This window comes from Paenibacillus sp. Dod16, from assembly GCF_049893405.1.
Classification (GTDB): domain Bacteria; phylum Bacillota; class Bacilli; order Paenibacillales; family Paenibacillaceae; genus Paenibacillus_AQ.
Genome location: NZ_JBNDYG010000019.1, coordinates 56004 through 71993, shown reverse-complemented (window position 1 = coordinate 71993; position 15990 = coordinate 56004). Strand labels below are relative to the sequence as shown.

The 15990-nt window shown below is 45.7% G+C and carries 15 protein-coding genes; 3 read left to right on the top strand and 12 right to left on the bottom strand.

Annotation, left to right across the window (positions count from 1 at the left end; all coding sequences use genetic code 11):
• Positions 1-1137 precede the first annotated feature (1137 nt).
• Positions 1138-1791 (bottom strand): type A chloramphenicol O-acetyltransferase, encoded by a 654-nt coding sequence (catA, locus tag ACPV3A_RS15870; RefSeq protein WP_426200215.1) that lies wholly within the window; start codon positions 1789-1791, stop codon positions 1138-1140.
• Positions 1792-2450: 659 nt separating this feature from the next.
• Here catA and ACPV3A_RS15865 point away from each other — a divergent pair.
• Both ACPV3A_RS15865 and ACPV3A_RS15860 read left to right on the top strand, forming a co-directional pair.
• Complete coding sequence (locus ACPV3A_RS15865) at positions 2451-3512, top strand: beta-propeller fold lactonase family protein (RefSeq protein WP_426200214.1); 1062 nt, start codon at positions 2451-2453, stop codon at positions 3510-3512.
• 41 nt (positions 3513-3553) lie between these two features.
• The gene (locus ACPV3A_RS15860) at positions 3554-3724 is read left to right on the top strand and encodes a hypothetical protein (RefSeq protein WP_220684899.1); all 171 of its coding nucleotides are present in this window, start codon (positions 3554-3556) and stop codon (positions 3722-3724) included.
• Between the two features lie 286 nt (positions 3725-4010).
• On the opposite strand, the gene ACPV3A_RS15855 is transcribed toward ACPV3A_RS15860, so the two are convergent.
• From ACPV3A_RS15855 to ACPV3A_RS15810, 10 genes are all read right to left on the bottom strand, one after another.
• Positions 4011-6251, bottom strand: a complete 2241-nt coding sequence (locus ACPV3A_RS15855; RefSeq protein WP_426200213.1) for a stalk domain-containing protein — start codon at positions 6249-6251, stop codon at positions 4011-4013.
• 183 nt (positions 6252-6434) lie between these two features.
• Complete coding sequence (locus ACPV3A_RS15850) at positions 6435-7049, bottom strand: histidine phosphatase family protein (protein WP_194543166.1); 615 nt, start codon at positions 7047-7049, stop codon at positions 6435-6437.
• 28 nt (positions 7050-7077) lie between these two features.
• Positions 7078-7452, bottom strand: coding sequence for a VOC family protein (locus ACPV3A_RS15845; protein ID WP_426200212.1), 375 nt, complete (start codon positions 7450-7452; stop codon positions 7078-7080).
• A gap of 21 nt (positions 7453-7473) precedes the next feature.
• The gene (locus ACPV3A_RS15840; RefSeq protein ID WP_194543168.1) at positions 7474-7707 is read right to left on the bottom strand and encodes a hypothetical protein; all 234 of its coding nucleotides are present in this window, start codon (positions 7705-7707) and stop codon (positions 7474-7476) included.
• A gap of 226 nt (positions 7708-7933) precedes the next feature.
• The gene (locus tag ACPV3A_RS15835; RefSeq protein ID WP_426200211.1) at positions 7934-8374 is read right to left on the bottom strand and encodes a hypothetical protein; all 441 of its coding nucleotides are present in this window, start codon (positions 8372-8374) and stop codon (positions 7934-7936) included.
• Between the two features lie 55 nt (positions 8375-8429).
• A complete protein-coding gene (locus tag ACPV3A_RS15830; RefSeq protein WP_220684895.1) occupies positions 8430-8939 on the bottom strand; it encodes a GNAT family N-acetyltransferase in 510 nt (169 codons plus the stop codon).
• Positions 8940-9020: 81 nt separating this feature from the next.
• Positions 9021-9557 (bottom strand): GrpB family protein, encoded by a 537-nt coding sequence (locus ACPV3A_RS15825; protein WP_426200210.1) that lies wholly within the window; start codon positions 9555-9557, stop codon positions 9021-9023.
• A gap of 51 nt (positions 9558-9608) precedes the next feature.
• Positions 9609-10487 carry a phosphotransferase family protein gene (locus ACPV3A_RS15820; protein WP_426200209.1) on the bottom strand — a complete coding sequence of 293 codons (879 nt, stop codon included), beginning with the start codon at positions 10485-10487 and terminating at the stop codon, positions 9609-9611.
• A gap of 264 nt (positions 10488-10751) precedes the next feature.
• Entirely contained in the window at positions 10752-11027 is a 276-nt protein-coding gene (locus tag ACPV3A_RS15815) for a CD3324 family protein (protein ID WP_071218508.1), read from the bottom strand.
• A 394-nt stretch (positions 11028-11421) separates the two neighbouring features.
• Positions 11422-12525 carry a threonine aldolase family protein gene (locus tag ACPV3A_RS15810; protein WP_426200208.1) on the bottom strand — a complete coding sequence of 368 codons (1104 nt, stop codon included), beginning with the start codon at positions 12523-12525 and terminating at the stop codon, positions 11422-11424.
• A 262-nt stretch (positions 12526-12787) separates the two neighbouring features.
• Here ACPV3A_RS15810 and ACPV3A_RS15805 point away from each other — a divergent pair, with 262 nt between their 5' ends.
• Positions 12788-13711: a cation diffusion facilitator family transporter gene (locus ACPV3A_RS15805; protein ID WP_220684892.1), complete on the top strand. Its 924-nt coding sequence runs from the start codon at positions 12788-12790 to the stop codon at positions 13709-13711.
• A 414-nt stretch (positions 13712-14125) separates the two neighbouring features.
• On the opposite strand, the gene ACPV3A_RS15800 is transcribed toward ACPV3A_RS15805, so the two are convergent.
• Positions 14126-15913, bottom strand: coding sequence for an ABC transporter substrate-binding protein (locus ACPV3A_RS15800; protein ID WP_426200207.1), 1788 nt, complete (start codon positions 15911-15913; stop codon positions 14126-14128).
• Positions 15914-15990 lie beyond the last annotated feature (77 nt).

The following is a 15990-nucleotide window of genomic DNA, read 5'->3' as shown; positions in this document are numbered from 1 at the left end:
TGTGTCACAAAAAGGCCGAGCCCCGCGTTCAACTATAATTCAGCTCAGCCGCGATTAGCCGCGTACAGACCCCACGTTAGGATACCGCCACCCGGTATCGTTAACATCCATTGAGTTGCGATATTTGCGGACACTGGTTCCGCTATTTCCTTGTTTCTACCCGATTCACAACAATAGGCGGACAAGAGATCCGCTATTGCGAGATTTTTTGGGGATTAGTCCGTGATTATGGTGCAATAGCGGATCCTGTGTCCGCATAAACTCCATAATCGGCCGATTTCCGCAAAATAACGGATCCTCTGTCCTCTTGATCCCCATTATGGGCGAATTCCGGTATATGTAGCTTGACCTCTTCTCTCCATATGTGCCTAGAACATGCCGATTTCGGCATAATATCGATCCTCTAGCCTCATGATTCCCTTATAAGCGAATCGCAGCATGTTTGCCTACCTCTTCTGCCTTCTGTCCGTATGTGTCACAAAAAGGCCGAGCCCCGCGTTCAACTATAATTCAGCTCAGCCGCGATTAGCCGCGTACAGACCCCACGTTAGGATACCGCCACCCGGTATCGTTAACATCCAATTGAGTTGCGATATTTGAGGACACTGGTTCCGCTATTTCCTTATTTTTACCCATTTCACAACAATTTGCGGACAAGAGATCCGCTATTGTGAGATTTTCGGGGGATTAGTCCGTGATTATGGTGTAATAGCGGATCCTGTGTCCTCTTAATCTTCTTAATAGGCGCATATAGAATCGGCCCTCCACACGAACTCCATAACGAGCGAATCTCTGCATATAGCATAGCATCTTCTCCCCGCATGTGCCCAAAATAGGCCGATTCCCGCCTATAGCGATTCTTCCCGCATCGTTCTACTGTTCAATGGATGCCCTGCTTAAGCAGCCATCTCACGGCATGCTTTCGCACATCGAAAGCACGCTTCAACTTGTGAAGATTATATGAGGATGTTGTATCATTTCGATAGAATTGGCAAACAGAAAAGACGACTGCATCGCAGTCGTCTTTTCTTGCTCATGTGGATCATGAATCTTGCTCATTTTKATCATGAATCTTGYTCATTTTGATCATGAATCTTGTTCATTTTGATCATGAATCTTGCTCATTTTGAGCATGTATTATGTTAACCAATCGTCAAAAGAATCCGCCAACCTTTGCAACTCCTGAAAAAACATGCTGGCATGATAACCATCACACACAGCATGGTGCACCTGCAATGAGACTGGAAGCAGCATACGGCCACCCTGCTCGGTATATTTTCCGCCGGTTATGATGGGAAGAAGATAGTCTGCTTCATTGACAATGTTTAGATTAAATCCGCTAAAGCTTGCCCAGGGTATCATGGATATGGGAAACGTGTTCGGAGGTGGATTCTCTTTAACGAACAGCCCCTTTGTATCCCGATTTTGCTCCATGTCCTGCTCGTAATGATCATGGAATCGATAGAAATCATTCGAAAATGCTGTCCATAAACAGGAGAACGTATGGTCATCGTTATGGAAAAAGGTATAACTCGGCGTCATTCGATCCCAGTAACCCAATTCCCCTTCGGGACTATAGGAAGTTTTGAATTCAACCCGGTCATTGACAACTCTTGTAACCATATAAATAAAAGCTGGATAAAGCTTGAATCCATTAGTTTTTAAAGAATACAGCAAGCGAGTAATGTCGATATCCACGGTGATACTGAAGGTACATTTATTCGATCGAAGATAATGCTCGTAATAAGGCTTTCTCGTCCACTCTTCAACATTAATAATGTGAAACTTCATCATTTTTGCCCTCCTAAAATAATTTCGTTCTATTTCAGGAGGGTACATCCACTGATCTAATCACACGCCATCACTCCAAAGTTACCGTAGTAGTATAGCTATTACATATTTTAACCTTTACAGTAATTCCTTTAAATTAACACTCTGTTATATCTTCAAATTTATCTGATTCTGCCCAGCTTCATTATTATAAATGATACAGCCGTCAAAAAAAATAGGTGTCTGTTTATGAGCCCACTGGGTACTTGTGCACTCAACACATGCACAGGATACGTATGATATACCAATTCAAGGGGAGGTGTTCGCGGATGGGGTGTCCATCTAGGAAGGTCAAACGCTGTCGGAAGAAAAAAATGATTCTCATACGTAAACCGAAAAAGAAAAAACGTCGATGTATTATTACCAGAAGGAAAGTGATCCGGGTAAAATGTCCACCGCCCACGATCATAAACGGAGCTGCAGGGGTACAAGGTTCACAGGGAATCCCGGGCCTACCGGGACCTCCGGGCATTCCAGGTCCACCGGGACCGCAGGGAATCCCGGGTCCTCAAGGTGCTCAGGGAGTACCAGGCCCTCAAGGCGCTCAGGGTCCTCAAGGTCTTCAAGGACCTGCGGGTGAAAGTCCAACGGGTCCCTGTTTTGAAGAATTGAGGGATACTTTGCTGCAATTAGACAATCAATACATTTCGGTTTCGACTTCCGGCTTCACCGATAGTATCGAGGGTCGGATTTTGCGAACCGGAGAAGGAACGGTTATTCTTACCGGTGTATTCGGAACGCGAATCATTCCGGTATGCTCCATTAATTCCGTGGACCACGGTCCCTTCGCTTATGCTTTATTTGCTTTCAACGATGTCATCACCGTCATTAATACGGCTACAAATACCATAATGGGCTTCATACCAGTCGGAGATAGTCCAAACGATATTGTCTTCACCCCTGACGGTACTCGTGCCTATGTAACTAATTTTAGCGATGATAATGTCCAAGTGATTGATACCGCCTCCAACACCATCATCGGCCCGCCAATTCCGGTTGGAGATGGTGCCAATCGAAATGCCATCACGCCGGATGGTTCGCGGGTATACGTCACGAATTTTATTGACAGCACGGTCTCTGTCATCGAAACGACCATAAATATGGCCATCGGAACGCCAATACCCGTAGGGGCCGGTCCTAACGGAATTGCCATTACGCCGAACGGCTTGCGAGCCTATGTCGTTAACTCAACCGATGGAACCGTTACCGTTATCGATACGGCTTCGAATACAGTACTCGGCTTGCCAATACCGGTTGGTTTATTGCCTCAGGAGGTCGCCATTACGCCGGATAGTACTCGAGCGTACGTCACCAATTTCTCAAGCGCCTCTGTCTCCGTCATCGATACCGCCTCCAACGTAGTCATTGCGACCATCCCGGTCGGAAATAACCCTACCGGAATCGCGATTATGCCTGACGGATCTCGGGCCTATGTCACGAATGCCGGCTCAGATACTGTATCCATCATTCATATTGCTGCCAACACGGTTATTGCTCCAACAATCACGGTTGGAGATAGTCCGAACGGTATCGCAATTACTCCAGATGGTACAAGAGCGTATGTAACGAATACACTGAGTCCCAACATTTCAATCATTAACACATCATCCAACACGGTTACCTCAATACCGTTAACCAATACGGGATACACGGGGATTGGCATAACGCCTATAACGATCTAGATGGTTCATAGGAATCAATAATCGATGAGGGAAGGTGTAATATGCGGAAAAATGATATACATGCTTGGATTCGAAAAGAGCTGAATGATCATCCCGATATCACAAGCGTCGAGCTTGCAGAGAAATTTCGAATTCCGCTGCATATCGTCCAGATTTTTAAAGAAAAATTAATCAAGAATGTCGATCGTACACCACTTCAAGAGCATGAGTAATACCATGTTCCTTTTCCAATACGAAGATTGAAAATATGTTGTAGTATCTGACATTAGCTGGGCACTAGCGCACGTCCTCGTTCTCCAGTTAAAACGGAGACTCCGTATGAGAAAATACACCTAAACGCCCCACTCAGGAAAAAGAAGACACAGTGCCCAGCAGAAGGAAACGATCAAGACCATGCATTCACACCAACGCCTTACCTCTTGTTATTCTCCTAACAACAATAAAGGCTTCACTCCTCAAGCGAGTGCTCAAGTCGTGAAGCCTAATTGTAATCAGTTCTTAATGATGTGCTTCAGGCATTTGGGTAAACAGCAGGTTTACTGGCAAATTGCTTCCTGGCGCAGCCGTCAGCATGATTTCAACCTTTTGTTCGTAATCGCCTGTACGATAGAGAACCGCTTGCTCGCCAGGAGCTACCTGTCCAAGGGAATAGATCGGTACAATCGTTCCATTTACCATAGCATATCCCGAGTACTTACCGCCCCGCGGGTTAAACGAGATCAGAGTATCCGGCGCTACGCGATCCAATGTTATTTTATACAGAACACCAAAGTTACCCGTGTTGTGCGTAATGTCCCCAACCATAGGGTCCATACCTTCCAGGTTAGGGTCATCCTGATTGTCTCCAAGTACGAGACGCTCGGAATTTGCACCCACCAGTTCGGAATAATGGATGACTCGTGTTGAATCCGGATAGGTTCCACGGTTGTGAACCCCATCGCGATTCAGGATGGGCAGCGTGCTTAAAACCTTCAATGGATCCGATTTCTCATCAATCATCACGACATCGAACTGAATCGGCAGGTCGCTGTACATATCCGAGTATAGGGAAATGACATGTCCTTGCTTCATTCTCACATCGCTCAGTTCCGTCATAACCAGTTTCTGTTCGCCTGGTGCAAGCGTCACTGAAGCCCGCTTCGAATCGTCCTGCATCGATTGGAAGTAGTTCAGCACAGACTTCTTGCCTGCTGCCGTAGCGATCGGCGATGGACCAGCAAATCCCAAGTAATCTTGTCTAAGCGTTACCGGAGTGCTGTTTTTGTTCGTTGCAATAACGTACATTTTCACATTTTTATTCAAATTGTTCACATGGWGAATCATAAAGCGCATATCGCCAACCGCCGTCTCTTGGTACACAATACCTTCGCTGTTGACGGTTTCCGGACTGTTACTGCGAATCAACGTGCTTGGCTCATCGTAAAAATCGTAATTAATCTTCGGACGCGAAGTCACATTGCCGAGGAACGTGAATTTTTCCCCTTCCGGGATAAAGAGCATATTGAAATCCTCTTCTTGATATAAGGTCTCGTTCGTCACGTTAATCGTCGTCTCGTAGGTAGAGCTAAGTCCCTTCTTGTCCGTGGCCGTTAACTTGATCGTATAAACGCCCGGTGTGAAGAATGCATACTGTTTATTCTCCCACTTGTACGTCAGATCCTCAGGCTTGTCCTGGTCATCTGTAGTTTGATTCGTATAGGTAATCAACTCACCCATTTTATACTCGGACTTATCGGTCTCGAACATGGCAACAGGCGGAAGATTCGGCTGAATGACCGTAATCGTTTGGCTATAAGGCTCGCTCCACGCCCCTGTAGAATCTTGAACCGAGTAAGTGACTATGTATTCGCCTGGTGCATCGAAGATATCCTGTTTGCCTTCCCAGCGTTCATTGATGATTTCACCTTGTACATTCTCCAGCTGCGGTGTATAGGTCACCGTGGTTTGTCCTGCATAAATCTCCTTAGGCCCCACCGTAAACTTGGCTACTGGCTTGGTTTCCAGATTCATAATGACACGTTTGCCTACATTATCCACTTTATATTGAATATCAAGCGCTTGGGTTATAGCTGTCAGCGGAACCATGAAGGTGCTTTTCGTCTGGTAGGAGGTTCCTTTCATCTCTTTGGTTACGCCATTCACGGTATACTTGCTGCTGTCTGTTTTGAAGCGAAGCTCATTGGTTCCTTTGGTTATAACGGTTTCTTTGGTCTTCTTATCGTAAGTGACCTTGAAGCCTACACGGTCCACAAGGGCACGAATGGGAACATAGGATACTCCCTTTTTGACTTGCATCGGCTGCGGTGCATTGTAGGTAACGCCGTCTTGTACCATTTTTGTACTATTGAAATATAAAATAAGTTCTTTCCCCGTCACGGTTTGCTGGTTATTCTGGTTGCCCTGCTCTCCCGTAGTTGTTTCCGGATCTTGCACTTCGCCGGTTTCCTCTACCGGTCCTTCGGTTGTTCCTGTTTCATTAGGCTCTTGAGAGCCTTCTGTCTCTGTCGTAGTAGTTGTTTCCGTTGTTTCTGTTGTCTCTGTTATCTCTGTTGTTTCTTGAGCAGCGTCTGTACCCCCAGATGTTACTGCTTTGGTTGCCGCAGCGTTTTGCTCGTACACTTCTTGGGTGACTGACTGTTGTGGTTTGTCTGCGGTATTTGCATCCGCGCTCGCCGGATAAACTGCCGCTAATTGGGCAACAGCCAATACGGTTAGCAATGATCGTTTCTTCAGTTTCATTCCATAACTCCTTCTAATCCTTTTTTGATATTTATTTAGGTCATACTATTAGACGCAAATTTTGGTAAAAAAGTTTCTCTGATCTGTTAATAATATTTACGATAAAATAGATTAATGTAAAACCTATGAAAAATCCCTCAACAGCACGATGGCTATTGCGGGATTATGATGTTGCATAATATTTCAGGATAGATGCCCCTGCAAATTCGTAGCCGCGATTATCTTTTTCCCGCTCCGATCATATCTCCATAGATGAACGCCTGTATCGCCTGTCGGAATATGAATATCCGTATGATAAGGAAGATTCAAAAAACTTCGGAATAACATCGTGATCATCCCGCCGTGGGAGACAATACAAACCCTTTTCAGATCAGGCTCGCTATGAATTGTAGTAAACAGCTTGGATATGAATTGTTCGGCTCTTGCTCTGAACTGTACTTCAGATTCTCCGCCTTCGATTGCATCGTGCCGTTTTCTTCCTCCATCAGGCAGGGGATATTTAAGTAAAGCCTCTTCTCTTAGCATACCGGCGATGACCCCATTATTTTGCTCCATTAAATCATCATCATAGGTAACGGGGACTTTTGTCGTTTCAGCAATGGCTGCCGCGGTCTGCTTGGCCCGGTTTAACGTACTGGAGAATATGGCATCCAAAGTATATTCACGATGAATCCACTCTGCCAGGAGCCGTGCCTGCTGCTGGCCAAGATCCGTCAGTGCAAAGTCAGCCCGTCCTTCACACCGATTCATAATATCCGCTTCCGATTGTCCATGTCTGACGACCAGAATTTCAACCATGTCACATCCCCCTGTTCTCCTTTACTCTCTATAACTTATTACCAATCGCGATCCATCGCCCGTCCACATCCTCAAACACAAACTCATGATTGTTATAATCCGTTGTCGATAAAGCCCTGACAATCTTCACGCCCAAATCCATAAGCTCTTGCTGGATTTCCCGTTGTCCGTAAGTAATAAAATAAGCATCGTACCCATATCCGTAACGGATTCGATTCGGAACAACCTCAATCTCCGTCTTCGTTAATACAATCTCAACAGAGTCCTTGTAGAGGCATACATGCGGTTCTGCTGCATCAAAATAGTTCACGGCACGGAACCCGATTCGCTCATAAAACTCGCTGGTTTTCTCGAAGTTAGAGGTCGGGAAAATCTGCAAACAATGCGAAAACCCTTTATTCATCGCTCTTTCTCCTGTATAAGCTTATTTATGATCCTTCTCATTGCCACGCTTAAAATTACCGGTCACTTTAGCCATCATCAGTTGGGCTTCTTTGAAGTCTGCCCCGGTTACCCTGGACAGAAATTTATCACTTTCTTTACCCGACAGGATCTTGACTTGTTTCCCCATCCAATAAATGAATACTTTATGATCTTTGGTAACCGAATAAGTAAACACTTCTTCATCCAGTCGATTGCGTTTATCCACATTGCCCATTTTTACTACCTCCTGAGGATAGTAACTCTATTGCTTATTCTTAATTTCCCGTATATCTTTGATCATCATGTCGAGTCTCTCAATGATTCTCTCGTCATTGTCCAGTTTCTTTTTGAGTCTAACCTCAATCACAATGAGTTCAATAATAAGCAACACGATAAGAACACCGATAATCATAGCCCGCTCCTTTCTGAACCTGATACCTTCACCATGTTATACATGAAGCTCAAGTCATCCGATCTTCCTTCATCCTCTCGGTAATCGGAGCCGTTCCAAACAGATGAAGGATAGCCAGGTAGAATGGGTACAACGCCAAAACAGCGATGGCCATGAGTCCTGTTACAGGATTCGGTTTGTCTGCCGGATGGGTGATCGGAAACCATGCAGCCACAATATAGGTCAATATAATGAAATAGGGGATCCACAAAATTAGCGAAAAGAAAGACGCTTTACGGCCACCTAACCAATGCCTGATCAGCTTCGGAAATCCGAAACCCGATAGAAGCAGGCCAACAAAGAAGAAAACCAAAATCACAATATTCACGTGATCCAGCCCCCAGCCTGTCACTCGACTGATTCGGTAAACGTTGGCCATGAGCTCAATCCCGACATAAGGGAACCAGGCATACAAAAAACTCGACATATTTAATCGAATGACGAAGCTCATGTTTCACTCTCCTGAAACTTATATAGCTGAAGCCGATGATTAGCAGAACGATTTATTAAACCAGCTCTTTAATCAGATACAGGTTCAGATCGTCATCCGCACATACCATGTCACCGGGCACCACAGATTCGTTGTTGTACATAATTCCGTTGCCGTCCGGAATATAGCCGCGCCGGACATATATTCTTTGAGCCGCACCGTAGTCCCTGTACAATCCAACTCCGATACCGATACGCGGCATTTTTTTGCGGACGATGTTCTCGAATTCTTCCATGATGCTATTAGCTATGCCGTTTCTCCGGTACTCCGGGAACACATTCAGATCATTGATTTCCGGAATGCTCTGCTCTCGAAAATAGGGATAACTCGATTCGTATTTCAAGTGGGAAACACCGGCCAGCTCCTCATGAACAAAAGCCAACAAGGTGACACGCTTGCCGATTTGGTTCTCATATTCGCATAAATCGTAATACTCATCCGGGCGCATTATATTTTGCTGCTGAAACGCTTCCTTCCAGATGCTTTTAAGCTCCGTGTTATCTAACACCATTAATGTAACGTTCATTGGTTTACCTCGCTGTTATGTATTTTGTTGGTAGGATTCAGCTCAAGATATAAGATGTTACGTTGGATTTCTTTCAACATTTTAGCGTGCGACCTGCTTCAATACCCGCTGGATAAAGTCGGATTTGCCTTCCGAATAGGCTTTTCGATCATTACGAAAAGTTATGGCTAGTTCTTTCTTTAATGAGGCGTATTCTTTGACAAGCTCCGGGTTATTGATGAGAGCATCCCGAAAAGTAATATGCCTGTATAGTTCTTGGCTGTCCCGATGGCAGACATATAAATGCTGGGTCATTCTCAAACTAATCTCCTCGCTGTAGGGAACATACTCATCTTTCCTATCAAAAGCTTCCCTGCCCTCGACCCCTAAATCCCCCTGATGGCTATAGCCAAGGGTTTCTAATTTCGCAATGACCGCCGGAAGCGATTTCATGGATTCGATCACAACATCGATATCCAATATTGGCTTCGCGGCAAGCTTTGGTACGGAGGTGCTTCCCACATGCTCGATACTCAGCGCATCAGCACCAAGAGTAAGCGCCAATATGGATTGAATCTCCTGAAACATTTTTGGCCATTCGGGATTATATTCCTCGATGATGACGGGTTTAGGTGTCATTTATGCGGCTCCTCCAGCAGATTATATCATGTAAAAATCCATGATTATGTTTCATCTAAAATCTCGTATGCCTGCCTCAAACGCCTCAGCGTCTTGATGAATGACTCCATGCAGCGCCTCTTGCAAGGCAAACGTGCTTCTATAAAAATGAACGCGCTCCGCGATGGGGTCTCCATTCGGATACATGGCGATACACTTTTCGAAAAACTCTTGACCATACCCCGCTAGGATTCCCGCTAAATCATATGCCGGGTCTCCAATCCCTGAACCCCCAAAATCAATGATGCCCGTCATTCGACCTTTCTCCGGACTCCAAAGTATGTTGGACGTGCCAAAATCACCGTGAATGCAGGTTGGACGAATGTCACGATTCGCAGGGTTGTTCAGAAATCTTGTGAAGTTGCTTGAGATTTCCTCTTGCGCATCGGGCCTGATGAAACGAAACAACTGGTCTTGAATTTGTGTGTACAATCCGGACATCTCTTCGTGGACATTTACAACATTTCTATCGTCAGCGATCCATTCATTGATCTCCACAGTATGAAGCTGAACGAGAAATTCGACCATCTGTTCTGCTACCCTATCCTCGATGTCCGAATTCCTGTGTAAAAGCAGATCTTCTGACCATAACGGCTGACCCTCGATTAACGGATAGCCCATGAACATTTTACCCACATGCAAATCGTCAAATGAAACATACATCGGATTCGGTATAAGCAGCGTTACCTTGTTCTTGATCCTATTCAGTAATTGAGTTTCTCTGATCATCGCTTGGAGACTTTCTGCATACTTAGGAAATCTGAAGACCAGCGTCTGATTCAAAATCAACACATCGTTGTTCTGACCTATGTTGTTCATCTCAACGTCTTGAATATCCAGGTGCGGATAAACTTCTTGGATGCGCTGGGTATATGACGGTATCGGGTTCATTGCATAAACTCCTTCTACTTGCGAATGTCGTTAACCTCTATTTTAATGCTTTTCCTTAACCTGGTAAATCATGACGGAGCAATATTGGCGACTTCGTTGGAAATTTTCTGCATGACAAGCTACAAAATATCAGAAGTTCGTTCCCAAATTTCTGACAGGTAATTCTCCTTATAATTGAAAGGGCCAGGACACGTGTCCTGGCCGCTCTTTCCTGATGATAACAATGCTATATAACGGTCTCACGAAAAGGATATCCGATCTCGCCTATTCTTTCATTCGTTCTGCCCGAATAATTCTACGGATCGATTGCTCCGTTAAATAATATCGTTCTGACAATGTACGGATGGAGTCGCCATGCAAATAACTTTTGAGAATGCTCCGATTCCGAATATCCAGGTCCTTCTTGACCCCGGTTTGTTCACCCCAGGACTTCCGGTTCTCCGACTTTCTCGGAATATAAATATAACTTCCATCAATATATTGTTGAATGGTTTTGACTACATGTTCAGGTAAAATATCAAGTGCTTTCTCGTATTTCATTTTCTCTGCTCCTATCTACATAAAATCGTGTAAATAGTGAGCAAAGCCGGCACATGAAATATTGCGGTTCTAATTCATGTTGAAGAAGGCTCCGAACAAATTATGCCCGATATTTCCGTGCGGCTTTGCCCGGAGCCTGATTTAACGACTTGAACGGTTGTGCTTCTAACGTGAGCCATCATGATTTTCACCTCGCCAGATTGGATATTTCAAAGTTTACTCGGTTCTACTTGTTATTCTAACAAATTTGTTCCCCTTTTTAACCATCAATCCGGATAGGACTCACTCCACATGGTATACTTTTCCCATAAACCAGTTAATGAGGAGCCTGTTTCCGTGGGGCCGATTGGTTGAATATAGACAAATGAAAAAGGACCTGATTCAGGTCCTTTTGTCATGCGCTCGCAGCTTCCCGCAATTTCTCATTCAACAATTGAAAAGCTTGCTGAATGCTTTCTCTTGGCGTCTTGCTGTACCGCTCCCCAATGTGAACTTCCGTATAACATTGGCTTCCCCCTGCTTCGTTTAGATAACTGATCAATCCGACGCCCGTCGCGCGGTAAACCTCGATAAGAATCGGTTCAAGCTGTTCTTTGTCCCATTCAAAATGTACATGAAACATATTCGATACGGGCACGGCAGGCTTCGTATTCACGCCCTTGCACTGATTAAACAGCGCTGCGAGCTCTTTAGCTTCCTCGTAATACCGGCCCATATTACCTTTTCTTTCCTTGTAATAATAACTTGAACTGATGATATACGGGTAAAGACTGACCAGATCCCCGCCATGACGCCTTTTCCATACTTTGGATTTCTCCACAAAGTCGGTGCCGCCAGCCAGAATAGCGCCGGCAATCCCGCCTATACCTTTATAGAAGGACACATATACACTGTCAAATAGAGCACAGATTTCGGCCGCCGTTTTTTGATAATACGGAGTGATCTCGAACAATCTTGCCCCGTCCAGATGCAGCTTTATGCCTTGAGAACGACAATACGCTGATATGGCCTCCAACTCTTCGTATTCGGGCAGCTGCCCTCCGATTTCACGCTGCGGCAGCTCCAGCAGCAAACATGCAATTTCGCGATTCAGATTCTGCACGTCTTCAAGCGTAATCAAACGCTCTTTATCGGCAAGAAGAATCGGTTCGATATGATGCAGCTCCTTAAGCCCGTCCTCTTCGTGAATCTCCAGATGACAGAGGGGATGATAAGCCACTTGTTTCAGCCCAGCATCATCGCACCAGATCCGCAAAGCAATCTGCTGCGCCATGGTTCCGCTCGGAAAAAAGACAGCCGATTCCTTGCCCAGAACGTCTGCCATGCGCGCCTGAAACTCCTCAATGATGGCGCCTTTGCCGTATGTATCCCCCATCTGCGACCCATCCACATCCCGAAATGCCTCCAGCAGCACCTCGAGATTCCTGCGGCTATGTCCAATCAATGGATAGGCTGTTTCGCTATAAGCTTCGCTAATCGATTTACGTTGTTCTCCCATGACGCATATCACTCCTTCTCTTTAACCGATAATAAGAACTCATCATCAGACGTAAAAATTTAATTTCTTCGCTTATCAAGCATACTAGATAAATGAATAAGTGGAAAATCATATTCGCTTTCGTAATACCTTCGGAAAAACTTGACAAAAGCAAACCGAAGGATTACATTGTATATGAGCATATGTTCATATTATAAATAACGCAAATGGTTCCATGATTATTGATTTATTCCACAGTTGGATTCGAAGGGAGTTTTCGATTATGCATCATCATAACCACCATCATGGGCATGACCACAGCCACCATGATCATGCCCGCTCAGGAAACAAAAAAGGACTTGCCATTGCCCTCATCATCACACTTGGCATCATGATTCTAGAGTTTATAGGGGGCTTGCTGACCAACAGTCTGGCTCTGTTATCCGATTCCGGGCATATGTTAAGTGATGCCAGCGCTTTGCTGCTCAGTCTGGTCGCATTATGGTTTGCCACAAAGCCCTCATCGCCGAATAAAACCTATGGCTTTTACCGTTTTGAAATATTGGCAGCACTACTAAATGGCGTCGCCTTGTTTGTCATCGCCGGCTTTATCGTATGGGAAGCGATTCAGCGCTTTGACGACCCGCCAACCGTCGCCAGCGGAAGCATGATGCTCATTGCAGCCATCGGCTTGTTGGCTAACCTTCTCAGTGCCTGGTTCTTGATGCGAACGGGAGATGTAAAGAACAATGTGAATCTCCGCAGCGCATACCTCCACGTTATCGGCGATGCGCTCGGCTCGGTAGGAGCCATCATCGCCGGGATCGTGATGATGGCCTTCGGATGGTACATTGCGGATCCTATCATATCCATCCTTGTGTCGATCTTGATTCTGAAGAGCGCTTGGAGAATCATACAGAATACCGTTCATATTCTGATGGAGGGAGCACCGGCAGCGATAAACCCTGAAGAGGTAAAGAAATCCCTGCTGTCTATACCTGGGGTCACCGGCATCCATGATCTTCATATTTGGACGATTACGTCCAATTTCGATTCCTTAAGCTGCCATCTCGTCGCCGAGGATGAAGCGAGCAGTTATGAGATTCTGCAACAAGCGATCGATCTTCTGGACAGCCGATTCCACATCGAGCATTCAACGATCCAGATTGAGAACTCCACTATCACGCATCGTGATAATAAAGTCTAATCTCTTCTCTGCGGTAGTCCTTTAGTTCATGAAAAGGGGAAAAAAAGCTGCCGAGGTTTACACTTTTTACAAGCTCGGTTGACCTCCATAATGAGAGTAACAAGACATTCTACCGGCGTTACAGCGAATTCCGAATGTCTGATAGGGAGGTTAACATGAGCAACGATTTTTATACACTGGAAAAACTGAACGAATACCAGCAAGCAAAATGGGACGAACTTGATCGTCAAGGAAGATTCATTATTCATGACGAGATCGAATGTGAATCGCAGCATACCTCAAGTTATACTCGAATTCTCGATAAACTTTATGGCTTCTTTCGAAAGCGGAGATCCCGAAGAAGCCGCACAAAATCGTTATAAGAAATAAAGAGCAAGCGCGGTTATTCGCGCTTGCTCTTTTTATGAGAAGAAATCATACTCGCCAAATCTGCTTGAAATCCAGCCATCCCAGATTATTGATGACAACCCCTTTATAAGAAGGATCCAAGCTTGCGTAAAATCTCGTATGAACCAAGAATGATACATGCGCTTCCTCCCGAAGCCTCTCTTCAATATGGGACAACAAACTCAAACGCTCCTCATACCACTCGCTGGCAAGCGCATCATCCACGCAATCCTTCACCCAATGATGCAGCGATGGATCCATGAACTCTTTAACCACGCTTCCCTTCTGCTCGTAATTCTCGATTAAACATACTTCTTCACCTGGAAGAACAAGGCCGTGCAAGACACAATCCATGGTGTTCATCACATCCGATTGGTGTATGGTATCCATCCTCTCCTCCCGGATGATCAATGGTATCCCGATGGAAGCGCACTGCTTCTGAACCCATTCGGCGTCTTTGATATGATTTGCGAGCGTAGCCATGGTAATGGGAGAGCCGTCATAACCCGACTGTTTCAGCAGTGACTTTGCGAGCTCGGGATCATGTCGGTCTTTACGGTAAGGCGCTTGCTCATCCATGATGAATCCTTTGGCCGGGTATAGCCGGTTGCCGCCAAGTTCGCGTATCATCTCGGCACGGTTCAGAATCAAGCTGAATGCCCGGCGAAATTCGATGGACTGATAGGGCCCCGGCTTCTTCATATTCCACGTAATCAAAGTCGTACAGCCTTCGGAAGATTCTATGATATCCACAGCATGCTTCTCGCCTTTATGCTCGATACGCTCCGGATCTTGCAGCAGCCGCTCCCAGCTGACCTCGCAGTGCTCCGCATCTTCGGGCATCATGATAATGTGGATGTTGTCCAAATGCGGCCGTCCCTGATAATAATGGGGATTCGCACGTATGGTCAGCCGTTCATCGGTCCATTCTTCCACCTGAAAAGGGCCCGTTCCGACAGGAAGCTTCCAGAACAGTTCTTCATTAAGACTCACCAAATGTTTGGGCACGATGGACATGCAAATGGAGCTAACAAACCGGATAAAAATTCGATTCGGCTTGTTAAGAATAAAACGAACCTCCCGAGGCGATACCGCCTCTACTCGCTGCAGTTCACGCACGATCCAACCATTTCGTTTATCCCGTCCCAGGCGTTCTACCGTGAATTTCACGTCCTCCGCCGATAACTCTCTACCGTCATGGAACCGGATTCCTTTACGCAGGTGAAAAGTCCAGACTGTTCCAACCTCATTGCTGTTCCAATAATGCGCGATAACGGGAAGATATTGATCGTTGGCATTATCGTATATCACCAGCCGGTCAAATATCTGCTGGATCATATGAGCTTGAAAACTGTAGTAGCATTCGGCGGGATCCAACGTTTCAATCAAGCGGTACACGGGAAGCCGCAGCGAATCCCTTGCTTCCGCTTCCCCTTCTCTCATCTCCTTGCTAAAGCCAAAATGCCCGTTCATCCATTCCACGTAAGAATCGTTGGTGTGAATACCTTGACCATAGGTACGCAGCAGTTCGAAGGCCTGCCGATATTCCCCTTTTAACGCGAGCTGCTGCGCAGCTTCCTGAAGCAGATCAGCTTGATCGGCTAGAAAGGTAAGCTTGGAACGATTTCCTCGCCCGCGTCCTGCCTTCCACATAATCCAACCCTTCTCCTCGAGCTTGCGTATAACGAGCTTGGCATTCCGCGTTGTGCAATATAGCGTTTCGGCGATCTGCTCAAGCGTCACTTCCGTAGCCGTGTTGGCCGGAGCGTTAACAGCAAGCTTTTGGTGCAGCATGAAGAATTGTTCGTACAGCATTGCAATCCGCTCCCCCCTGGTAACATCTATACGATTTATTCTACTTGGAGATCGTTTCGAGCGCGAGTCCCTTTTCG